Annotated in this window: 16 protein-coding genes; 9 read left to right on the top strand and 7 right to left on the bottom strand. The window is 67.7% G+C overall.

Going from position 1 to position 21,280, the window contains the following annotated elements; genetic code table 11:
• The first annotated feature begins 9 nt into the window (after window positions 1–9).
• From cydD to WHX56_RS02920, 3 genes are read left to right on the top strand one after another with little or no spacing between them, the layout of a single operon-like run.
• Window positions 10–1,686 (top strand): thiol reductant ABC exporter subunit CydD, encoded by a 1,677-nt coding sequence (cydD, locus tag WHX56_RS02930; protein ID WP_338881734.1) that lies wholly within the window; start codon window positions 10–12, stop codon window positions 1,684–1,686.
• Window positions 1,683–3,380: a thiol reductant ABC exporter subunit CydC gene (gene cydC / locus WHX56_RS02925; RefSeq protein WP_338880335.1), complete on the top strand. Its 1,698-nt coding sequence runs from the start codon at window positions 1,683–1,685 to the stop codon at window positions 3,378–3,380. Before cydD ends, cydC begins: the two co-directional genes overlap by 4 nt.
• Window positions 3,381–3,434: 54 nt before the next feature.
• Window positions 3,435–3,986, top strand: a complete 552-nt coding sequence (locus WHX56_RS02920) for an adenine phosphoribosyltransferase (RefSeq protein WP_129240287.1) — start codon at window positions 3,435–3,437, stop codon at window positions 3,984–3,986.
• 11 nt (window positions 3,987–3,997) lie between these two features.
• Here WHX56_RS02920 and WHX56_RS02915 read toward each other — a convergent pair whose 3' ends face one another.
• Window positions 3,998–4,888 (bottom strand): LysR family transcriptional regulator, encoded by an 891-nt coding sequence (locus tag WHX56_RS02915; protein WP_287755401.1) that lies wholly within the window; start codon window positions 4,886–4,888, stop codon window positions 3,998–4,000.
• A 384-nt stretch (window positions 4,889–5,272) separates the two neighbouring features.
• Between WHX56_RS02915 and WHX56_RS02910 the strand changes: the two genes are divergently transcribed.
• Both WHX56_RS02910 and WHX56_RS02905 read left to right on the top strand, forming a co-directional pair.
• The gene (locus tag WHX56_RS02910; protein ID WP_287755400.1) at window positions 5,273–5,656 is read left to right on the top strand and encodes a DUF4148 domain-containing protein; all 384 of its coding nucleotides are present in this window, start codon (window positions 5,273–5,275) and stop codon (window positions 5,654–5,656) included.
• A 467-nt stretch (window positions 5,657–6,123) separates the two neighbouring features.
• Complete coding sequence (locus tag WHX56_RS02905; protein WP_338880332.1) at window positions 6,124–7,236, top strand: porin; 1,113 nt, start codon at window positions 6,124–6,126, stop codon at window positions 7,234–7,236.
• Window positions 7,237–7,403: 167 nt separating this feature from the next.
• On the opposite strand, the gene ilvA is transcribed toward WHX56_RS02905, so the two are convergent.
• Entirely contained in the window at window positions 7,404–8,912 is a 1,509-nt protein-coding gene (ilvA, locus tag WHX56_RS02900) for a threonine ammonia-lyase, biosynthetic (RefSeq protein ID WP_129240280.1), read from the bottom strand.
• 84 nt (window positions 8,913–8,996) lie between these two features.
• On the opposite strand from ilvA, the gene WHX56_RS02895 reads away from it, so the two are divergent.
• Window positions 8,997–9,533 (top strand): YqaA family protein, encoded by a 537-nt coding sequence (locus tag WHX56_RS02895; RefSeq protein WP_129240278.1) that lies wholly within the window; start codon window positions 8,997–8,999, stop codon window positions 9,531–9,533.
• 130 nt (window positions 9,534–9,663) lie between these two features.
• Window positions 9,664–13,623 carry an FAD/FMN-binding oxidoreductase gene (locus tag WHX56_RS02890; RefSeq protein ID WP_338880329.1) on the top strand — a complete coding sequence of 1,320 codons (3,960 nt, stop codon included), beginning with the start codon at window positions 9,664–9,666 and terminating at the stop codon, window positions 13,621–13,623.
• A gap of 63 nt (window positions 13,624–13,686) precedes the next feature.
• On the opposite strand, the gene WHX56_RS02885 is transcribed toward WHX56_RS02890, so the two are convergent.
• Both WHX56_RS02885 and WHX56_RS02880 read right to left on the bottom strand, forming a co-directional pair.
• Window positions 13,687–14,655, bottom strand: coding sequence for a tripartite tricarboxylate transporter substrate binding protein (locus WHX56_RS02885; protein WP_338880327.1), 969 nt, complete (start codon window positions 14,653–14,655; stop codon window positions 13,687–13,689).
• Between the two features lie 157 nt (window positions 14,656–14,812).
• Window positions 14,813–15,532: a YggS family pyridoxal phosphate-dependent enzyme gene (locus WHX56_RS02880; protein WP_338880325.1), complete on the bottom strand. Its 720-nt coding sequence runs from the start codon at window positions 15,530–15,532 to the stop codon at window positions 14,813–14,815.
• 199 nt (window positions 15,533–15,731) lie between these two features.
• Between WHX56_RS02880 and WHX56_RS02875 the strand changes: the two genes are divergently transcribed.
• Window positions 15,732–16,973, top strand: a complete 1,242-nt coding sequence (locus WHX56_RS02875) for a PLP-dependent aminotransferase family protein (RefSeq protein ID WP_338880323.1) — start codon at window positions 15,732–15,734, stop codon at window positions 16,971–16,973.
• A 170-nt stretch (window positions 16,974–17,143) separates the two neighbouring features.
• Complete coding sequence (locus WHX56_RS02870) at window positions 17,144–18,160, top strand: amino acid ABC transporter substrate-binding protein (protein ID WP_129240268.1); 1,017 nt, start codon at window positions 17,144–17,146, stop codon at window positions 18,158–18,160.
• 241 nt (window positions 18,161–18,401) lie between these two features.
• On the opposite strand, the gene WHX56_RS02865 is transcribed toward WHX56_RS02870, so the two are convergent.
• The 3 genes from WHX56_RS02865 to dprA form a co-directional block, all read right to left on the bottom strand.
• Window positions 18,402–18,866, bottom strand: a complete 465-nt coding sequence (locus WHX56_RS02865; RefSeq protein ID WP_338880321.1) for a hypothetical protein — start codon at window positions 18,864–18,866, stop codon at window positions 18,402–18,404.
• 116 nt (window positions 18,867–18,982) lie between these two features.
• Window positions 18,983–19,891, bottom strand: coding sequence for a hydroxymethylglutaryl-CoA lyase (locus WHX56_RS02860; RefSeq protein ID WP_129240264.1), 909 nt, complete (start codon window positions 19,889–19,891; stop codon window positions 18,983–18,985).
• Between the two features lie 69 nt (window positions 19,892–19,960).
• Window positions 19,961–21,064, bottom strand: a complete 1,104-nt coding sequence (dprA, locus tag WHX56_RS02855; protein WP_338880319.1) for a DNA-processing protein DprA — start codon at window positions 21,062–21,064, stop codon at window positions 19,961–19,963.
• Window positions 21,065–21,280 lie beyond the last annotated feature (216 nt).

The raw sequence follows: 21,280 nt of genomic DNA, 5'->3' as shown, positions 1-21,280 counted from the left end.
CGGTGGTTGATGGCGCTTGCCGGGGCGGCAAGGCTGCCGCTGGTCCTGGCGGGCGCCGCGCCCCTGCTTGGCGGCGTCCTGCTGGTCGTGCAGGCCTGGCTGCTGGCCAGCGTGCTGGACGCCGCCATCGCCAGGCAGGTGCCCCGGCACGAACTGGCCGGCGGCATCCTGGGCATCGCCGGGCTCATGCTGCTGCGCGCCTGCATTACGTGGGCGGGCGAACGCGCCGGCGCCGACGCTGCCGAACGCATCAAGCGCCACGTGCGCCAGTCGCTCTTCCGGCGCCTGGTCCTGAAGGGGCCGCACTGGAGCCGCAGCCGCGCCGCCGGCGAACTGGCCAGCGCGGTGGTGGACCAGGTCGAGGCGCTGGACGGCTTCTTCGCCAAGTACCTGCCCGCCATGGCCGCGGCGGCCTTGCTGCCCGTGGCGTTTTCCGTGCTGCTGTTCCCGGTGGACGTGATCGCCGGGCTGGTCCTGCTGATCACCGCGCCGCTGATTCCGCTGTTCATGGCGCTGGTGGGGTGGGGCGCCCAGGGCGCCAGCCGCCGCCACCTGCGCGCCTTCGCCCGCCTGTCGGGGTTCTTCGCCGACCGCCTGCGCGGGTTGTCCACCCTGAAGCTCCACGGCCGGGCCGAGGCGGAGGCGGCGTCCGTCGTGGCGGCCAGCGACGCCCTGCGGCAACGCACGATGTCGGTGCTGCGCATCGCCTTCCTGTCGTCGGCCGTGCTGGAGTTCTTCGCCGCGCTGGGCGTGGCGGGCGTGGCCGTCTACATCGGCCTGACCTACCTGGGATTCCTCGACCTGCGCTGGACGCCGCTGACCTTGCAGGCGGGGCTGTTCTGTCTGTTGATGGCGCCGGAAGTCTATGCGCCGCTCAGGCAGTTCGCGGCGCACTATCACGACCGCGCGGCCGCCCTCGCGGCGGTCTCGCAGATCGCCGCGTTGTTCGACGGCCTGCCGCAAGAAGGTGACGCCCGCGGCGATGCCGAAGGCGCCGCCTGTCCGGCCGCCGGGGGCCGCGGCCGCGGCGCGGCCGTCGCCGTCGAGGGGCTGACCATGCTTGCCCCCGGCCGCGCCCAGGCAGTGCTGTCGGGCGCCGCGCTGGCGCTGGCGCCGGGCGAACACGCGGCGCTGATGGGCGCGAGCGGCATCGGGAAGTCCACCCTGGTCGAAGCCATCGCGCGCCTGCGGCCGTGCCAGGGAGACATCCGCATCGACGGCCTGCCCCTGGCCCAATGGAGCGAGCCGGCGCTGCGGGACCGCGTGGCGCTGATCGGACAGAAGCCGCAATTGCTGGCGGGTTCCATCGCCGACAACATCCGGCTGGGGCGTCCTAGTGCCTCCGACGCCGACGTGCACGAGGCCGCGAGGCGCGCCTGTGTGCTCGAATTTTCGGCGGCCTTGCCGCAGGGGCTGGACACGCCGCTGGGCGGCCGCGGGCATGGCCTGTCCGGCGGGCAGGCGCAGCGTGTCGCGCTGGCGCGCCTGTTCCTGCGCGATCCGGGGCTGATCCTGCTGGACGAACCCACGGCGCACCTGGACGAGGCGACGCAGGCGCGCGTGCTGGACGAGATCCTGGCATTCGCCGCGGGCCGGACCCTGCTGCTGGCGACGCACGCGCCCGCCGTGGCCGGCCGGCTGGGCCGGACCTTGCGCGTGGCCGGCGGAAAAGTGGAAGACGCATGAAAAACCTGTTGTTGCTCCTGCCGCTGTATGCGCGCCGCAAAAGCGGGCTATTGCTCGCATTGTTCTGTGCGCTGGCCACGGTGGCGGCGGGCGTGGGCCTGCTGGGCGTGTCGGGCTGGTTCCTGACCGGCGCGGCGCTGGCGGGCGCGGGCGGCGCGTTCAACCTGTTCGCGCCCTCGGCGCTGGTGCGCGGGCTGTCGTTCCTGCGCATCGTGTCGCGCTACGCCGACCGGGTCGTCGGGCACGCCGCCACGCTGCGCCTGCTGGCGGACCTGCGCGCGGCGGTGTTCGCGGCGCTGGTCCGGCTGACGCCGCGGCAATTGGCGCGCTTTCGCGACGGCGACCTGGTCGCGCGCATGACCGGCGACGTGGACGCGCTGGATACCGTTTTCCTGTTCGTGCTGGCGCCGCTGGCGACGGCGATTCTGGCGGGGGCCGTCCTGACGGCGGTGCTGGGGCACTGGATGCCCGCCGCCGCGCTGGCATTCGCGCTGGCGCTGCTGACGGCCTGCGTGCTGGTGCCGTTGTGGCTGGTGCGCGCCGCGCGCCGGCCGGGCGCGGCCGCCCAGGAAAGCGCGGCGGGACTGCGCGCCGCGACGCTGGACGCCGTGGACGGCCACGCGGACATGGTGGCGCTGCACGCGCAGGCCCAGACGGCCGAGCACTTCGAACGCCTGTGCGAGGCCAGCGCCTTGGCGCGCCGCAGCCAGGCGCGGGTGGCGGCCCGGGGGCAGTTCTTCCTGCAGGCCGCGGCCGGCGCGGCGGTGCTGGCCTTGCTGTGGTTCGGCCTGGACACGCTCGAGTCGGGACGGATCGGCGGGCCGGCGCTCGCGGGGCTGCTGCTGGCGGTCATCGGCATTTTCGAGGTGGCGGGCCCGATCATGCGGGGCGCCTCGCGCATGGGGTCCGCGATGTCGGCGGCCGCGCGCATCCGGGAGGTGACGCAGTGCGAGCCCGACATGCGCGACCCGGACGCGCCGCGGACCCTGCCCGCCAGCGGCGCGCTGGAACTGGACCGCGTGCGCTTTTCCTATCCAGCGGCGTCGCGGGACGAGGGCCCGCCGGTGCTGGTGGACGTCAGCCTGCGCGTGGCCCCCGGCGAAAGCGTGGCCATCGCGGGCGCCAGCGGCGCCGGCAAGTCGACCTTGCTGCATCTGCTGTTGCGCCTGGAGGATCCGCAGGCGGGGCAGGTGCGCTTTGGCGGCCTCGACGCGCGCGACTGCGCGCAGGCCGATTGGCACCGGCGCATCGCGCTGCTGTCGCAGGAGGCCCCCGTTTTCCTGGGAACGTTGCGCACCAACCTGCTCATCGGCGATCCGGAGGCGGACGACGCCGCGTTGTGGCGCGCGCTGGATGCGGCAAGGCTGGGCGACTTCGTGCGCGGCCTGCCCGAGGGCCTGGACACCTGGGCGGGCGAAACCGGATCCCGGTTGTCGGCGGGGCAGGCGCGCCGCCTGTGCCTGGCGCGGGCGCTGTTGTCGCCGGCCGCGGTGATCGTGCTGGACGAGCCGACCGCGGGCCTGGACGCCGCCGCCGAGACCGCGTTCTTCCTGGACCTGCGGGAGGCGGTGCGCGGACGCACCGTGGTGCTCGCCACCCACGCGGCGCTGCCGCCCGGCGCCGTGGACCGCTGCTGCGAACTGCGGGCCGGCCGGCTTCATGAATTGTCATGCGGGGCGGCAATCCTGGCTTAAGCGCGGTTGCGAGGTTATAGTTCGCCTTGCTTCAATTCTTCAGGGCCGTCTTCCATGCAGACCGACTACGCCGAGTACATCCGGCGCACCATCCGCAGCGTTCCAGACTGGCCCCAACCCGGTGTCGTTTTCCGCGACATCACGCCGGTGCTGCAGGATCCCCGTGCGTTCCGGGTGCTTATCGATCTCTTCGTCTACCGCTACATGCGCCAGCGCCTGGACCTCGTCGCCGGGGTGGACGCGCGCGGCTTCATCGTCGGCAGCGTGCTGGCCTACGAGCTGAACCTGGGCTTCGTGCCCGTGCGCAAGAAGGGCAAGCTGCCGTTTCGCACCGTGGCCGAGGAATACTCGCTCGAATATGGCAATGCGTCGGTCGAGATGCACACGGATGCCGTGCGCACCGGGCAGCGCGTCCTGCTGGTGGATGACCTGATCGCCACGGGCGGCACCATGCTCGCCGCCATCAATCTGTTGCAGCGCCTGGGCGCCAACGTGGTCGAGGCCGCCGCCATCATCGACCTGCCCGACCTGGGCGGCTCGGCCAAGGTGGCCGCCACCGGCACGCCGCTCTTCACCGTCTGTCAGTACAGCGCCGACACGCCGTAGCCTCGAAGGGATTACGCGTCCGACAACCTGGGCTGGATGAAGTCCAGGAAGGCCTTGGTCTTGGCGGGCAGCATGCGCGAGGGCAGCAGCGCAAATAGCGGCAGCGGCGTCAGGCTCCATTCGGGCAGCACGCGCACCAGTCCCGATTGCTTGATCGCCCGCTCCATGGCGTCGAACACCAGCAGCGGCGTGATGCCCAGGCCCTGGCTGGCCAGCCGGCCGAGCATGCCCACATTGTTGGCCGACAGGCGTCCCGACACCTGCACGCGTTCCACCTTGTCGCCCGAATGCAGCATCCAGAAGGACGATTCCTCGCGCATCGTGGGGCGCAGGCATTCGTGGTGGCTGAGATCCGCCGGCATCCTGGGCTCGCCGTGGCGGGCCAGGTAATCGGGCGAAGCGTACAACTGGTGGGCCATCAGCACGATCTTGCGCGAAATCAGGCTGGAGTCCGGCTGCTGCCCGAACCGCAGGACGAGGTCGAACGGATTGCTGATGGGATCGATCGGCCGCATGCTGAGGTCGAAATCGCATTCGATATCGGGATGCTGCTCGCGGAACTCGCGGATGACGGCGGGCAGGAACAACTGCGCCAGGCTGGTCGGCAGGGAAATGCGCAGGCGCCCCTTGGGCTGCACCGCCATATCCAGCAATTGGTCGTGGGCGACGCGCGCTTCTTCCACGATGTGCCGGCAGCGCTCGAAATAGATGGCGCCCGCCTCGGTCAGGTCTATCTTGCGCGTGCTGCGGTTGAGCAGGCGCATGCCGATGCTGCGTTCCAGTTCGCTGACGCGGCGCGAGAGCGTGGACGTCGGAATATTCAAGGCTTCGGCGGCGTGGCTGAAGTTCTTGCGCTTGGCGACTTCGACGAATAGCGCGATGTCGTTAAGCAGAATGTCCATGGGGCCCTCGTGATTCAAAATTCCATTGCTGGCAGATTCATATGATAAATGGAATTATTGTCCCGCCAGCAGAAATGTCTATTTCCCCACACCCAACAAACACGCTCAGCGTATGGCGACAGCATGTTCCGTTACGTAGCTTGCGTCAGGCTGAACGCCGGCAAGGCTTGCGGCAGAAGGGCTTCATAGGGAACTGTGCAGGAATTGCGCAAATTTCAGGGGATACGACCTGAAATTGTCCCGCCTGTGCAAATATGTTCACCAAAATAAGGGTTTTTACTAGGCAGCAATCGCCAGATACTTCAGCCCAGCAATCAAATTGTCACATCGCACCTGTCAGCCTGGCAGAAGACGCTGTGCAAGGTTTAGGATGGAGTCCTCTCAATGAAAGCCCTAGCTACCGCACTTATGGTTACCGCCACGCTGGCAGGTATGTCCGCCGCCCACGCCGATGGCAAGACGCGTGAACAAGTCCAGCAGGAATTGCAGGCCGCCCGCGCCGCCGGCCAGGTCTCGTTCGGCGAACTGGACTATCCGCCCGCCGCGGCCCAGCAGACCAGCCTGTCCCGCGGGCAGGTCCAGCAGGAACTGCAAGCCGCCAAGGCGGCCGGCCAGGTGACGTCGGCCGAACTGGATTACCCGCCCAAGGCCGCCGTATCGCAATCGGCCGGCAAGAGCCGCGAACAAGTCCGCCAGGAACTGGCCGAGGCCAAGGCGCGCGGCGATTACTCCTTCGGCGAACTCGACTACCCGCCCCAAGGCCGGTAAGCCGTTCCGCCCGGATGGTCAGAGAAACCCCTCGTGACGCCGAGGGGTTTTTTCGTCTTGGGCCCTGCCCGGCAAGCCTAAAGGGCGCGGCGCTGAAGGATTTCTTCTCTTCGCGGCGAGTGTCGCGTTTACGCATCAGAAATTAGGCGCTCTCCACAACAACTCTTGTTGGTTCCCTGGCCGGACGGAGATTGCCCGCGCGAGTGCCGGCCGTATTGCGAGCAATAATTCACATTTGATATCAATGCGTTAGCGCAGGTTCGCAACGTGGTGGCGCCGCCAGGGGCGGATCATTATCCCAACCATGGAAAGTAGTTCTTCGAAATCCGGGTTACTTCGAATTGCCCCAGGCTGGACACTATCTCCAGTGCATGCGCCGCTTGCTTGTTTGCTGCGGCACGCAGATCCCGGCCGTTTGCGTGGCGGGTTTGCGGTTTGCCTTTCATCTCGCCATTTTGGGGACTTACATGAAGAAGACGCTATTGGCCGCCGCGCTGCTGGCCGGCTTTGCCGGTGCCGCGCAGGCTGCCGACTCCGTGACGCTGTACGGCTTGATCGACGCCGGTGTCGGCTATGAGAAGGTGAAGTTCGACGGCAACTCGCAAAGCCGTTTCGGCGGCGTGCAGGGCGTGAGCAGCGGCTCGCGTTTCGGCTTGCGCGGCACCGAAGACCTGGGCGACGGCCTGCGCGCCGTCTTCACGCTGGAAGGCGGCTTCGGTCCCATGAACGGAAGTTCGCTGCAGAACGGCCGGTTGTGGGGTCGCCAGGCCACCGTCGGCCTGGACAGCGATTCCTGGGGCCGGCTGGAATTCGGCCGCCAGACGAACCTGGCTTCCAAGTACTTCGGTTCGATCGACCCGTTCTCGATCAGCTATAACACCGCCAACATGGGTACCACGTTCGGCAGCGCCAACACGATGCGCCTGGACAACATGGTCCTGTACCAGACTCCCAGCCTGGGCGGCTTCAAGGTCGGCGTCGGCTACTCGTTCAGCGCCGACGATTCGATCGACGATGAAGAGCAGACCGGTTTCGAAAGCGGCAACAACAACCGCGTGCTGACCGCGGGCGTGCAGTACGCCAACGGCCCGCTGAACCTGGCCGCCGCGTACGACCGCTTCAATCCTTCCAACGATCGCGCCAGCGGCAAGTCGTCCGCCCGAATCCAGGAATACATCGTCGGCGGTTCCTATGATTTCGAAGTCGTGAAAGTGGCCGCCGCGTTCGGCCAGACCCGCGACGGCTGGTTCATCGGACAGAACATGGGCACCACGCCCGACGGTATGCAGAAGCTCGGCAGTTTCAAGCTGGCCGATGGCTTCCGCGCCAATTCGTACATGATCGGCGCCACCGTGCCGCTGGGCCGCCATGCCGTCTTCGGTTCGTGGCAGCGCGCGACGCCGAGCAATGACAAGCTGACCGGCGACGACGCGACGTTCAACGTCTACAGCCTGGGCTACACCTATGACTTCACGAAGCGCACCAACCTGTACGCGTACGCCTCCTATGGCGACAACTACGCGTTCCAGCGCGATGCGCGCGACACCGCCGTCGCCGTGGGTGTGCGTCACCGTTTCTAAGCGATAGGGGCGTCCGGCCAGACCTTGCTGAATGCGCGGCCTATCTCCGTGGGCCGCCGAGTGACAGCGAACCCCCCCTACTGGTTGCCGCCGGACGTATCTAGAGCAGGAAAGGGAAGGGCCTCCGCAAGGAGGCCCTCTCGCATTTCCGGGGCCGCCGGCCCCGGCTACAGGAACAGCTTGTAGGCCGGGTTGTCGGTTTCGTTCCAGTGCGGATAGCCCAGTTCCGCCACGAAATTGCGGAACTGCTTCTTGTCCGCCGGCGGCACCTGGATGCCGATCAGGATGCGGCCGTAGTCCGCGCCCTGGTTGCGGTAATGGAACAGGCTGATGTTCCAGTCCGGATTCATCGCGTTCAGGAAGCGCATCAGCGCGCCCGGACGTTCCGGGAACTCGAACCGGTACAGCAATTCATTGCGCGCCAGCGCCGAATGCCCGCCCACCATGTGGCGCAAGTGGGTCTTGGCCATTTCGTCATGGGTCAGGTCCAGCGTATCGAAGCCGTGGCGGCGGAAGTTCGCGGCGATCTTGTCGGGCTCGGAGGCCGACGACACCTGGATGCCGACAAAGACGTGCGCGCGGTCGGCGTCCGAGATGCGGTAGTTGAATTCGGTGACGCTGCGTTCGCCCACCAGCTCGCAGAAGCGGCGGAAGCTGCCGCGCTGTTCCGGCATGGTGACGGCAAAGATGGCTTCGCGCATTTCGCCGACTTCCGCGCGTTCCGACACGAAGCGCAGGCGGTCGAAGTTCATGTTGGCGCCGCAGGCGATGGCCACCAGCGTCTTGCCCTTCAGATTGTGTTCGGCCGCGTACTGCTTGGCGCCGGCGACCGCCATCGCGCCCGCGGGCTCCAGCACGCTGCGCGTGTCCTGGAACACGTCCTTGATGGCCGCGCAGATCGCGTCGGTGTTGACCACCACGAAGTCGTCGACGTACTGGCGCGTGAGCTTGAAGGTTTCCGCGCCCACCATCTTGACCGCCGTGCCGTCCGAGAACAGCCCGACGTCGTTCAACTGCACGCGGCGGCCCGCGCGCACGCTGCGCAGCATGGCGTCGGAGTCCTCCGTCTGCACGCCGATGATCTTGATTTCCGGACGTAGCTGCTTGATGTAGGCCGCCACCCCGGCGATCAGGCCGCCGCCGCCGATGGCGACGAAGATGGCGTCGATCGGCCCGGGATGCTGGCGCAGGATCTCCATTCCCACCGTGCCCTGGCCGGCGATGACGTCGGGATCGTCGAAGGGATGGACGAAGGTCAGCTTTTCCTTTTTTTCCAGGATCTGCGCGTGGGCGTAGGCATCGGAGAAGCTCTCGCCGGCCAGTACCACCTCGCCGCCTAGGCGGCGGACCGCGTCGATCTTCACCTGCGGGCTGGTGGTGGGCATGACGATGACGGCGCGGCAGCCCAGCCGGCTGGCCGCCAGCGCCACGCCCTGGGCATGGTTGCCGGCCGAGGCGGCGATGACGCCGCGGTTGAGCGCCGCCGGCGCCAGGTTGGCCATCTTGTTGTAGGCCCCGCGCAGCTTGAAGCTGAACACGGCCTGGGTATCTTCACGCTTGAGCAGGATCGTGTTCGATATCCGCTGCGACAGCAGGGGCGCCGTTTCCAGCGGGGATTCGACCGCGACGTCATAAACCTTGGAAGTCAGGATGCGTTTCAGATAATCGGTGGACATGGACTGCGGCGGCGTCGAGAGTGGGAAAGTGGGGGAGATTATTGCAGGGAAATCCGCCCGGGCGCGGCTACACTGCGCCACATCATGGAAGAAAGTCTGCTATCCGCCGTTCACTGGATGCTGGGGGTGCTGGCGCTGCCCTCGGTCGGCCTGTCCGCGATTTTCACGGTCTCGCTGGTGTCCGCGACCCTGCTGCCTATGGGATCCGAGCCGGCCGTGTTCGGCTACATCAAGCTGGCCCCGGACATGTTCTGGCCGGCGGTCCTGGTGGCGACCCTGGGCAATACAGTGGGCGGAGCCATCAGCTACGCCATGGGCCTGGGCGCCGAGCGCGCGGTCCAGCGCTGGAAGGAAAAACATCCCCATCCGCACCCCGACGCGACCGAAGGCGGACGCATGCGCGGGCGCTGGAACGAACGGGCCCACGACTGGATCCATCGCATGGGGCCGCCGGCCCTGCTGCTGTCGTGGCTGCCCGCCGTGGGCGACCCGCTGTGCGCCGTGGCGGGATGGCTGCGGCTGTCGTTCTGGCCTTGCGTGCTCTACATGGCCATCGGCAAATTCCTGCGCTACCTGGTCATGACGGCCAGTCTCCTGTGGTTCTTCCCCGGGCAGATCTAGCGCCGGCACGGATTTAATCGGGGACATATAAGGCCGGTTTCCCCGCGGTTTCGGGCGCGTCCCTGGGGGTATTCGGGGGCAGACTCGATCAATGGCATAAAATAGTTTTTTACGGGCCCCTCTTGCAGCCATGAACGCCCCTCTCGCTAGCCACATCTTGAACGGGGCGATGCCGCCCGCAGCACCCGCGCGCTTGCGCGAAATCCCCTACAACTACACCTCGTTCTCCGATCGCGAGATCGTCGGCCGGTTGCTGGGCGACGATGCCTGGAGCCTGTTGACCGACCTGCGCGGCGAGCGCCGGACGGGCCGCTCGGCCCGCATGCTGTACGAAGTGCTGGGCGACATCTGGGTGGTGCGCCGCAATCCCTATCTGCAGGACGACCTGCTCGACAACCCCAAGCGCCGCAAGCAGCTCATCGAAGCCCTGCATCACCGCCTGGCCGAGATCGACCGCCGCCGCGAACCCGACGTGCCGGCCGAGGCCGGCCACGATCCGCACCGCGACGAAAAGGTCGTCGGCCTGCTGGCGCGGGCGCGTTCGGCCATTGCCGCCTTCGAAGGCGAATTCGACCAGACGGCCATGATGCGCAAACAGGCGCAGAAGGTGCTGGGCCGCATCACGGCGCGCGACAACATCAAGTTCGACGGCCTGTCGCGCGTATCGCACGTGACCGACGCCACCGACTGGCGGGTGGAATATCCCTTCGTGGTGCTGACGCCGGACACGGAAGACGAGATCGCCGCCCTGGTCACCGCCTGTATCGAACTGGGCCTCACCATCATCCCGCGCGGCGGCGGCACCGGCTATACCGGCGGCGCCATCCCGCTGACCTGGAAGTCGGCGGTCATCAACACCGAGAAATTCGACAAGCTCGGCAAGGTCGAGTCCTGTATTTTGCCCGGGCTCTCCGAGCCCGTGGCGGTCATCCATGCCGGCGCCGGCGTGGTGACCAAGCGGGTGTCCGAAGCGGCCGAGGCCGCGGGCTTCGTGTTCGCGGTCGATCCGACCTCGGCCGAGGCCTCGTGCGTGGGCGGCAACATCGCCATGAACGCGGGCGGCAAGAAGGCCGTGCTGTGGGGCACCGCGCTGGACAACCTGGCCTGGTGGCGCATGGTCGACCCGAACGGCAACTGGCTGGAAGTGACCCGCCTGGACCACAACATGGGCAAGATCCATGACGTGGAGGTGGCCCGCTTCGAACTCAAGTGGTTCGACGGCCGCGGCAAGCCGGGCGAACGCCTGCTGAAGACCGAGCCGCTGGAGATCCAGGGCCGCGTGTTCCGCAAGGAAGGCCTGGGCAAGGACGTCACCGACAAGTTCCTGGCGGGCCTGCCGGGCATCCAGAAGGAAGGCTGCGACGGCCTGATCACGTCGGCGCGCTGGGTGCTGCACCGCATGCCGCGCCACACGCGCACGGTCTGTATGGAGTTCTTCGGCCAGGCGCGCGACGCCATCCCGTCGATCGTCGAGGTCAAGGGCTACCTGGACGGCGAGGGCCGCGAACGCGGCGCCATCCTGGCGGGCCTGGAACACCTGGACGAACGCTATCTGCGCGCGGTGGGCTACGCCACCAAGAGCAAGCGCGGCGTGCTGCCCAAGATGGTCCTGATCGGCGACATCGTCGGCGACGACGACGACGCGGTCGCCGCGGCGGCCAGCGAGGTCGTGCGCCTGGCCAATACCCGCCACGGCGAAGGCTTCGTGGCCGTCAGCCCCGAGGCGCGCAAGAAGTTCTGGCTGGACCGCTCGCGCACCGCCGCCATCGCCCGCCACACCAACGCCTTCAAGATCAACGAAGACGTGGTGATCCCGCTGCCCCGCATGGGCGAATACACGGATCACATCGAACGCATCAACATCGAGCTTTCGACGCGCAACAAGCTCAAGCTGCTGGGGGCGCTGGACGCCTATCTGTGCACGCCGCTGCCGGTGGGCAAGGCCGACGATTCGGACCTGGAAACCACCCGCGCCGAAGTGCTGGCCGACCGCACGCGCCAGGCGCTGGAACTGCTGGCCGGCGCCCGCAAGCGCTGGCAGTGGCTGCTGGACAACCTGGACATGCCGCTGCTGCGGGCCCTGCCCGAGCTGCACGGACTGGGCCTGGGCGAGCTGCAGGCCGCGTTGTCGGACCGCCTGGCGGCGCAGCCCGGCGCGCGCGTCTTCGACGTGGTGCAGGACCGCACGATCCGCGTGTCCTGGAAGGCCGAAGTGCTGGCCGGCCTGCAGCGCACGTTCTCGGGCGCGGCCTACAAGAAGATCGTCGACGAGCTGGTCGCCATCCATGGCCGCGTGCTGAAAAGCCGCGTGTTCGTGGCGCTGCACATGCACGCCGGCGACGGCAACGTGCACACCAACATCCCGGTCAACTCGGACGACTACGAGATGCTGCAAGAGGCCCACCAGGCCGTTGAGCGCATCATGCAGATCGCCCGCGACCTGGACGGCGTGATCTCCGGCGAACACGGCATCGGCCTGACGAAATACGAATTCCTGACCGAGGCCGAACTGGCGCCGTTCCAGAACTACAAGCGCCGCGTGGACCCCAAGGGCCATTTCAACGCCGGCAAGCTCATGCCCGGCGCCGACCTGCGCCACGCCTGGACGCCCAGCTTCAACCTGATGGGCCACGAATCGCTCATCATGCAGCAGAGCGACATCGGCGCCATCTCGGAATCCATCAAGGACTGCCTGCGCTGCGGCAAGTGCAAGCCCGTGTGCGCCACCCACGTGCCGCGCGCGAACCTGCTGTATTCGCCGCGCAACAAGATCCTGGCCACCTCGCTGCTGGTGGAGGCCTTCCTGTACGAAGAGCAGACCCGCCGCGGCGTCAGCCTGAAGCACTGGGAAGAATTCGAGGACGTGGCCGACCACTGCACGGTCTGCCACAAGTGCTACAACCCCTGTCCGGTCGACATCGACTTCGGCGACGTGTCCATGAACATGCGCGCCGTGCTGCGCCGCATGGGCCGCAAGTCGTTCAATCCGGGCACGGCCAGCGCCATGTTCTTCCTGAACGCCAAGGATCCGGCCACCATCAACGCCACCCGCAAGGCGATGGTGGGCGTGGGCTACAAGGTGCAGCGCGCCGCCCACGACCTGCTGTCGGGCCTGGTGAAGAAGCAGACGGCCGCGCCGCCGGCCACGGTGGGCAAGCCGCCGCTGCGCGAGCAGGTGGTGCACTTCGTCAACAAGAAGATGCCGGGCGGGCTGCCCAAGCAGGCCGCGCGCAAGCTGCTGGACATCGAAGACGCGAACTACGTGCCCATCATCCGCGACCCCAAGGCCACCACGGCCGACACGGAGGCGGTGTTCTACTTCCCGGGCTGCGGCTCGGAGCGCCTGTTCTCGCAGGTGGGCCTGGCCACGCAGGCCATGCTGTGGCACGCGGGCGTGCAGACCGTGCTGCCGCCGGGCTACCTGTGCTGCGGCTACCCCCAGCGCGGCAACGGCATGACGGACAAGGCCGAGCAGATCATCACCGACAACCGGGTGCTGTTCCACCGGGTCGCCAACACGCTGAACTACCTGGACATCAAGACGGTGGTGGTTAGCTGCGGCACCTGCTACGACCAGCTCGCCGGCTACGAGTTCGACAAGATCTTCCCCGGCTGCCGCCTGATCGACATCCACGAGTACCTGCTCGAAAAAGGCATCAAGCTCGAAGGCGCCAAGGGCGTGCGCTACATGTACCACGACCCCTGCCACACGCCCATGAAGCTGCAGGATCCGATGAAGACCGTGCGCTCGCTGGTGGGCGACGACGCCGTCAAGAGCGACCGCTGCTGCGGCGAGTCGGGCACGCTGGCGGTCAGCCGCCCGGACATCTCCACGCAGGTGCGCTTCCGCAAGCAGGAAGAACTGCTCAAGGGCGATGCCGCGCTGCGCGGCGACGGCTTCGCCGGCGACGTGAAGGTGCTGACCTCGTGCCCGTCGTGCCTGCAGGGCCTGTCGCGCTACGAGGGCGACACCGGCATGGAGGCGGACTACATCGTGGTCGAGATGGCGCGCCACATCCTGGGCGAAAGCTGGATGGAGGAATACGTCCGCCGCGCCAACGCGGGCGGCATCGAGCGCGTGCTGGTCTGAGCGCCAACGAAAAAAAAGCCGCGGCCATCATCGGATGGCCGCGGCTTTTTCTTGCCGGCGGGCTTATTCCAGCTTGATGCCCGCCTTCTTGATCACGTCCGCCCAGGCGCTGCGCTCCTGGTCGGCGTAGGCCTTGAACTCCTGGGCCGGCATCGGCATGGGAATCACGCCCATGTCCAGGATCTTCTGCGACACGGCGGGGGTCTTGAGAGTGGCTTCCAGGTCGGCCGACAGCTTCTTGACCACGTCGGCCGGCAAGCCGGCCGGGCCCACCAGCCCTTGCCAGGCGTAGGCGGTGAAGTTGGCGACGCCCTGCTCGGCCATGGTCGGCGTGTCCGGCAGCACCGACAGGCGCTCGGGCGTGGCGGCCGCCAGGACGCGCAGCTTGCCGGCCTTCACGTTGGGCAGGCCCGAGGCGAGGTCGATGAACATCAGGTCGACCTGTCCGCCCAGGAGGTCCTGGATGGCGGGCGCGGCGCCCTTGTAGGGCACGTGCAGCAGGTTGGCGCCCGTGCGTTGCTTGAACAGCTCCAGCGCCAGGTGATGCGGCGAGCCCGCACCGGCCGAGGCCGCCGTCAGCTTGCCCGGTTCCTTCCTGGCGGCCGCGAGCACCTCGTCCACCGTTTTGTACGGCGAATTGACGTTCACGGCCAGCAGCAGCGGAAACTTGGCGATGCCGCCGATGTAGGTGAACTTGGCCGGGTCGTAGGACAGTTTGGCGTACAGCGACGAGTTGAACGCCAGGGTGCCGGAGTCGGCGGTGCCGACCACGTAGCCGGAGGGTTCGGCCTGCGCGATGGCGGTCGCGCCGATGATGGTGCCGGCGCCGGGCCGGTTCTCGACCACGATGGTCTGGCCCAGCGCTTTTTCCAGGCCGCTGGCCACGGTGCGCGCCACCACGTCGGTGCCGCCGCCGGCCGGATAGGGGACGATCCAGCGGACCGGTTGGGTGGGCCAGGCTTGGGCGGAGGCCGCGCCGGCGGCCAGGGACAGGGCGGCAAGCGCCAGCAGGCGCTTCATGGGTTTATGCATGGGGTGTCTCCTCGTGCGGGATGTCGAAAGCGCGACGATTTCGTCCTTGAGCGTCGTCAAATCCGCGTCGCTTTTTTCTTGCGCCGCCATTATGCCTTGCGCTTGCGCAAAAAGGGCCCGAAAAACGGGCCCCTTTTTCGTCCCTCCGGCAGACGGATTACTGCGGATCGGGGTAGCTGCGCGCGCCGAATACGGCCGTGCCGATGCGCACTTCCGTCGAGCCTTCCTCGATCGCCAGCTCGAAATCCCCGCTCATCCCCATCGACAGGCGGTCCAGCGATACCCCGGGCACGTTTTCCTGGCGCAGGCGGTCGCGCAGCTCGCGCAGGGCGCGGAAGCAGGCCCGCACCTCGCCGGGGTCCGGCGAGTTCACCGCCAGCGTCATCAGGCCCTGCACGCGCAGAGTCGGGAAGTCGGCCGCGATCCGGCGCAGGAAGGCGGGCACGTCCGCGGGAGCCATGCCGTACTTGCTGGGTTCGGACGAGGTTTTCACCTGCACCAGCACGTCCAGGCTGCGGCCTTCGCCGACCAGGCGGCGGTGCAGGGCCTCGGCCAGCTCCACGCGGTCCAGGGATTGCACTTCGGCCGCGTCGCGGGCGGCGTCGCGGGCCTTGTTGGTCTGGAGGTGGCCGATCAGCACCCATTTCAGGCCCTGACCGGCCAGGGCGGCGGCCTTCTGGCGGATCTCCTGCGTCTTGTTCTCGCCGAAACGGGTCAGCCCCAGCGCCATGGCCTCGCGGATGGCTTCGATGCCGAAGGTCTTGCTGACGGGCAGCAGCGTCACGCTTTCCGGGGGGCGGCCGGCGCGCGCGCAGGCGTCGGCGATGCGTTGCTGGATCTGGGCAAGGCGCCCGGCCATGGTGTCTACGGCGGTCATGCAGCTCTCTTGGGAACAGGATGTCCCATAGTGTAGGACTGTGCGGGATCGTTTCGCCACACTGCGCGGCCGCGCCGTTGACCCTGCGTAATCGGCAGGCTTAGAATTTGAAGGGATTTGTTTATATTTCAATGTTCTATGCCCCCGGCGCCGCCTCTCTGCGGGCGACGCGGTTCTCCACTTTTCCAGTCCCCCCGCCATGTCCAGCGCAGCGCCCGATTACGCTTTTGCCACGCCTTTCCTGACTCCCCCCGCCTCTCCCATCCGCTCGCTGATGCCGTACGCCTTGCGGCCCGGCACGATTTCGCTGGCGGGCGGGTATCCCGCCCAGGAACTGTTCGACGTCGAAGGCCTGACGATCGCGTCGACGCAGGTCATGGCGCGGCTGGGCGCATGCCTGCAGTATTCCAACATCGACGGGCAGGCCAGCCTGCGCCATGAACTGGCGCGCCTGTCCGCCGATCGCGGCCTGGCCTGCAACGCCGATACCGAACTGGCCGTGACCGGCGGCTCCCAGCAGGCGCTGGCGCTGCTCAGCCGCGTCATGCTGCAGCCGGGCGACCACGCCATCATCGAATCGCCCGCGTTCCCCAATTCCGTGCAGGCCCTGCGCTACACCGGCGCAACGGTGCACACGGTGCAGTCCGGGCCCGAGGGCATCGACGTGGACGCGCTGGACGAACTGGCCGCCCGGGTCAAGCCGAAGATCGTCTGCGTCGTCGCGTCGTTCTCCAACCCCTGCGGCGCCACCCTCACGCGCCAGCGCCGCCTGCGGCTGCTGGAACTGGCGGTCAAGCACCGCTTCCTGATCGTCGAAGACGACCCCTACAGCGAACTGCGCTTCGCCGGCGAGGCGGTGCCGCCCATCGCGGCCCTGGCCGAAGGCGAGGCCCGCCATTGGGCGGTGTACCTGGCCAGCATGTCCAAGACCATGGCGCCGGCGCTGCGCATCGGCTGGCTGGTCGCGCCGCCCGAGGTCCGCCGCCGCTGCGTGGGCGCCAAGGCGGCCGACGACATGGCATCGTCCGCCTGGATCCAGGAAGTGGTGGCCCAATACCTGGCCAACGGCCGCTACGCCGAGCACGTGCCGCGCATCCGCGCCGCCTACGGCCTGCGTTGCGACGCGATGGCCGAATCGCTCGCCCGCGAACTCGACGGCCGGATCACGTTCCGCAAGCCCGAGGGCGGCATGTTCTTCTGGGCGCGCCTGACGGGCGACGTGGACGCCACCCGCCTGCTGCCCTATGCCATCGAACACGAAGTGGTCTACGTGCCGGGCAAGGCGTTCTACGCCGACCCGGCGCAGGCCGACCTGCACGCCATGCGCATGTCGTTCGCCACCATGAACGAAAGCCAGATCGCGCAGGGCATGCAGCGGCTGGGCCGCGCGCTGGACGCCTGCGAGGCCAACGAACCCGTGTCGATCTCGCTGGCGGCTTGACGGCGCGCATCCGCCGCCGCCCGCCCGGTTGCTATGCTGGCGCATGCGCCCCGGCCCGTCCGGGCGCGCATACCTAAATAAGCGCTTGTTATTTGGCGCGGGCGCTTCATGTCTATAAGCTTCTTGCCTCGGCGCGTCTTCGCGCCCGGAAGCGGAACAGGAAACAGGTCATGAACATTGCAAAAGGGTTGATGGGCGCGGCGCTCTTGATGGCGGCGGCGCAGGGCGCGCAGGCGGCCACGCTGGACGTGGTGCGCCAGCGCGGCGCGGTGGCTTGCGGCATGACGACGGGGTTCGCCGGTTTTTCCGCGCCCGACGCCCAGGGCAAGTGGCAAGGGCTGGACGTGGACCTGTGCCGCGCCATCGCGGCGGCCGTCTTCGGCGACGCCGACAAGATCAAGGTCGTGCCGCTGAATTCGCAGCAGCGCTTCACCGCGCTGCAGTCCGGCGAGGTCGACGTGCTGACCCGCAACACCACCGTGACGCAGCAGCGCGACACCGCGCTGGGCCTCATCCATGCCGGCATCAATTTCTACGACGGCCAGGGTTTCCTGGTGCCGAAGTCGCTGGGCGTGAAGAGCGCCAAGGAAATCAACGGCGCCACGATCTGCCTGCAGACCGGCACGTCCAACGAGAACACGCTGGCCGACTGGGCGCGCGCCAATAACGTGAGCTACAAGCCGGTCGTGATCGAAACCTTCAACGAAGTGGTCAACGCGTTCGCGGCCGGCCGTTGCGACGTCTTCAGCACGGACGCGTCGGGCCTGGCCTCGATCCGCATCTCCAAGCTGCAGAATCCCGACGACTACATCGTGTTGCCGGAGATCATCTCGAAAGAGCCGCTGGGCCCCTTCGTGCGCCAGGGCGACGATGCCTGGCTGAACGTCGTGCGCTGGTCGCTGTCGGCCATGATCGAGGCCGAAGAGTACGGCGTGTCATCCAAGAACGTGGACGAGCAGGCCAAGAGCGCCAACCCCAACATCAAGCGCATCCTGGGCGTCACCCCGGGCAGCGGCGCCAACCTGGGGCTGGATGAGAAATGGGCCTACAACATCATCAAGCAGGTCGGCAACTACGGCGAAAGCTTCGAACGCAACGTCGGCCAGGGCAGCCCCCTGAAGATCCAGCGCGGGTTGAATGCGCAATGGACGCAGGGGGGGTTGATGTATGCGTTGCCAATACGATGACTACGTGTGTCTGACATACCCTCTATTCCGCGTGTCTGACACCCTTATGGTGTGACCGTCAAGCTGAAGCGATGGTCCCGGGTGTCTGACACCGGCCGTATTTGGACGGTCTCTCAAAGTTGGCCGGTGTCAGACACCCGGGTAGACCGCTACCAGTTCGTAAGCTCATCCCATAAGGGTGTCAGACACGCGGAATAGAGGGTATGTCAGACACGTGGAGTTGCGCGGAATAGGGGGTATGTCACCCCCCCGAGGTATAGACCTCCGCAATCCTCACAAACGCCGCGCGCAATTCCCGCGTTCCGCCCTGGAAGATCATCGGCCGTCCGCGGTGCGTGAACACCACCAAACGCTTTGAAAACACCATGGGCACGAAGCGCGCGTAGCGCACGTCTTCCCAGGCGACTTCGCGGCGCGTGAACCAGGTCTGGCGCAGGCCGCGTTCGTCGATGGTGGTGATGGACGTCTGCATGTGCCACGACACGAACAGCAGGCCCAGGAAGCACAGCGCGACCGCCGCGATAAGCAGGGTATCGTAGGGCTGGGAGGGCGCGCGGATGGCGGTGGTCACCACCTGCACGCCCAGCACGGCCAGGACGACCCAGGTCAGGATGCGCACCCAGTCGGGCCATGCCTGGCCCGACAAGGGCAGGGGGCCGATGGCGCGCAGCAGCGCCGCGTGGTCCTCGGGGGCGGGCGCGCTCACTGGGCTACCTTCGCGCCGCGCACTCCGGTATTCGCCCTGGGGGCGGCCCGGCGAGCTTGCTGGACTACCTTCATGCTGCGCATTCCGGTATTCGCTCTTGGGGCGGCCCGGCGAGCTCATGCGGCCCGTTTGGCGGCAATGGCGTTGCCGGCCCGGCTGGAACCCTTGCGGTTCAGGTGGGAAGACATCCACTGGCCGATGTCGACCACGGCGTCGAAATCCACGCCGGTCTCGATATCCAGGCCGCGCAGCATGTACAGCACGTCTTCGGTCGCGACGTTGCCGGTGGCGCCTTTGGCGTACGGGCAGCCTCCCAGGCCGGCGACGGAAGTGTGGAAGATGGAAATGCCGGACTCCAGCGCCGCCAGGATGTTGGCCAGCGCCTGGCCGTAGGTGTCGTGGAAGTGGCCGGACACGCGCGCCGGATCCACCACGCGCGTCACCGCCGCCATCACTTCGCGCACGCGCTTGGGCGTGCCCACGCCGATGGTGTCGGCCACGTCGATTTCATCGACCTGCATCGCCAGGTAGCGCTGCGCCACGTCCGCCACCGCCTCGACCGGGACCTCGCCCTGGTACGGGCAGCCCAGCGCGCAGCTAATGCTGCCGCGCACTCGGATGCCGGCTTCGCGGGCGGCCTGCACCACGGGCTCGAAACGCGCGATGGATTCCGCGATGGAACAGTTGATGTTCTTTTGCGAGAAGGCCTCGCTGGCGGCGCCGAAGATCACGATCTCGTCGGCGCGGGCGGCAAGCGCGCCCTCGAAGCCCTTCATGTTGGGCGTCAGCACGGAATAGATCGTGCCCGGGCGGCGCTGGATGCGGGCCATCACGTCCGCGCCGTCGGCCATTTGCGGCACCCACTTGGGCGACACGAACGACGCGGCTTCCACATTGGGGAAGCCGGCGGCGCTCAGTCGGTCGACCAGTTCCACCTTGACGTCGGTGGGCACGAATTCCTTTTCGTTCTGCAGGCCATCGCGAGGCGACACCTCGACGATCTTTACGCGGGAGGGCAAAGCCATGTCTCTTCCTGTTCCGGGATGGGATGAGCGGCGCTGCAAGACTGCGGCGCTATCGCCCAATATTAGCGCCTACTTCAGGCGCTGGTATCGGCCGTCGTCCAGGCGGGCGATCCGCCCCTGAAGCTCCAGTTCCACCAGTTGCGCCTGCAGGTCGCCGGTGGCCAGTCCGCAACGGGCCTGTATCGCATCCAGGTGCAGGGGGTCGAAGCCCAGCGCGTCGAGCACGGGGTGGTCCGGCAGCGCGGCGGGGGCGGTGCGCTGCGCGGGCATCGGGCCGCCGCCGAGTTCGTCGGTGATGTCGCTGGCGGTCTCCACCAGCTTCGCGCCCTGGCGGATCAGCGCATGGCATCCGCGCGACAGGGGCGAATGGATCGACCCCGGGATGGCGAAGACTTCGCGCCCGCATTCGCCGGCCAGGCGGGCGGTGATGAGCGATCCGCTCTGCCTTGCGGCTTCCACCACCAGCACGCCGCGCGCCAGTCCCGCCACGATGCGGTTGCGCTTGGGGAAGTGCTGCGGCAGCGCGCCGGTGCCCAGGGGCAGTTCGGACACCAGCGCGCCATGCGCCGCGATACGGTGCGCCAGCTCGCGGTGCCGGGCGGGATAGACGCGGTCGATGCCCGTGCCCATGACCGCCACCGTGCCCGCGCCTTCGGGCCCGGCGTCCAGCGCGCCTTCGTGGGCGGCGCCGTCGATGCCCAGGGCCAGCCCGCTGACCACGCGCCAGCCATGCGCGGCCAGGTGGCGGGCGAAGGCGCGGGCGTTCTCGCGGCCGCCGGGCGTGGCATTGCGCGCGCCCACCACCGCCAGCGATGGACCTTGCAGGAAGGCGGGGTCGCCGGCGACGTAGAGCAGGATGGGCGGATCGGCGATCGTCAGCAGGCTTTGGGGATAGGCGGGGTCCGCCAGCGTCAGGACGCGCCGGCCGGGCTCGGCGGCCCACTCCAGCGCGCCCTCGACCTGGGCCGCCATGTCGGCGGGCATGGGGGCGGCCAATTGGCGCGCCAGCGCCTCGGGCAGGTGCCGCGACAGCGCCGTGGCGCGCTGCGCGTAGATCTGCTCGGGCAGGCCGAGCGCGCTGAGCAGCGTGCAGGCGGTGGCCGAACCGACGTTCGGTTCCAGGGACAGCCGCAGCCAGGCGGACAGTTCGGACGGGGATTGCGTAAGCGGCATGGAGCGGGCGCGCGAGGGCGTCGGTGGCGGTGCGTGAGTGTCGCATGCAAGGGCGCCGAGCGCCGCTGCGGGGTGGACCGAATCGTGGCGCAGCAAGACCGTGGAACAACCGGGGACGCAGCAATCCGGCCAATCCCGGAATTAGCCGAAAACTATTAGAAATCAAGACTCTAATGAATTAAACTCTTATCAAGCATCCATTACCTGGCAATTCCC

Origin of the sequence: Achromobacter veterisilvae (assembly GCF_037619525.1) — a bacterium.
Taxonomy (GTDB): Bacteria; Pseudomonadota; Gammaproteobacteria; order Burkholderiales; family Burkholderiaceae_B; genus Achromobacter; species Achromobacter veterisilvae.
This window is presented reverse-complemented; position numbering and strand designations above follow the sequence as displayed.

What these genes read in the sequence shown, in the direction of transcription:
- WHX56_RS02910 (WP_287755400.1), top strand. Translation starts at nt 5,273, where the DNA reads ATGAAAGCCCTAGCTACCGCACTTATGGTTACCGCCACGCTGGCAGGT.
- WHX56_RS02880 (WP_338880325.1), bottom strand. Translation starts at nt 15,532, where the DNA reads ATGACCGCCGTAGACACCATGGCCGGGCGCCTTGCCCAGATCCAGCAA.
- WHX56_RS02860 (WP_129240264.1), bottom strand. Translation starts at nt 19,891, where the DNA reads ATGGCTTTGCCCTCCCGCGTAAAGATCGTCGAGGTGTCGCCTCGCGAT.
- WHX56_RS02885 (WP_338880327.1), bottom strand. Translation starts at nt 14,655, where the DNA reads ATGCATAAACCCATGAAGCGCCTGCTGGCGCTTGCCGCCCTGTCCCTG.
- ilvA (WP_129240280.1), bottom strand. Translation starts at nt 8,912, where the DNA reads ATGTCCACCGATTATCTGAAACGCATCCTGACTTCCAAGGTTTATGAC.
- dprA (WP_338880319.1), bottom strand. Translation starts at nt 21,064, where the DNA reads ATGCCGCTTACGCAATCCCCGTCCGAACTGTCCGCCTGGCTGCGGCTG.
- WHX56_RS02905 (WP_338880332.1), top strand. Translation starts at nt 6,124, where the DNA reads ATGAAGAAGACGCTATTGGCCGCCGCGCTGCTGGCCGGCTTTGCCGGT.
- WHX56_RS02875 (WP_338880323.1), top strand. Translation starts at nt 15,732, where the DNA reads ATGTCCAGCGCAGCGCCCGATTACGCTTTTGCCACGCCTTTCCTGACT.
- WHX56_RS02920 (WP_129240287.1), top strand. Translation starts at nt 3,435, where the DNA reads ATGCAGACCGACTACGCCGAGTACATCCGGCGCACCATCCGCAGCGTT.
- cydD (WP_338881734.1), top strand. Translation starts at nt 10, where the DNA reads ATGGCGCTTGCCGGGGCGGCAAGGCTGCCGCTGGTCCTGGCGGGCGCC.
- cydC (WP_338880335.1), top strand. Translation starts at nt 1,683, where the DNA reads ATGAAAAACCTGTTGTTGCTCCTGCCGCTGTATGCGCGCCGCAAAAGC.
- WHX56_RS02895 (WP_129240278.1), top strand. Translation starts at nt 8,997, where the DNA reads ATGGAAGAAAGTCTGCTATCCGCCGTTCACTGGATGCTGGGGGTGCTG.
- WHX56_RS02870 (WP_129240268.1), top strand. Translation starts at nt 17,144, where the DNA reads ATGAACATTGCAAAAGGGTTGATGGGCGCGGCGCTCTTGATGGCGGCG.
- WHX56_RS02915 (WP_287755401.1), bottom strand. Translation starts at nt 4,888, where the DNA reads ATGGACATTCTGCTTAACGACATCGCGCTATTCGTCGAAGTCGCCAAG.
- WHX56_RS02890 (WP_338880329.1), top strand. Translation starts at nt 9,664, where the DNA reads ATGAACGCCCCTCTCGCTAGCCACATCTTGAACGGGGCGATGCCGCCC.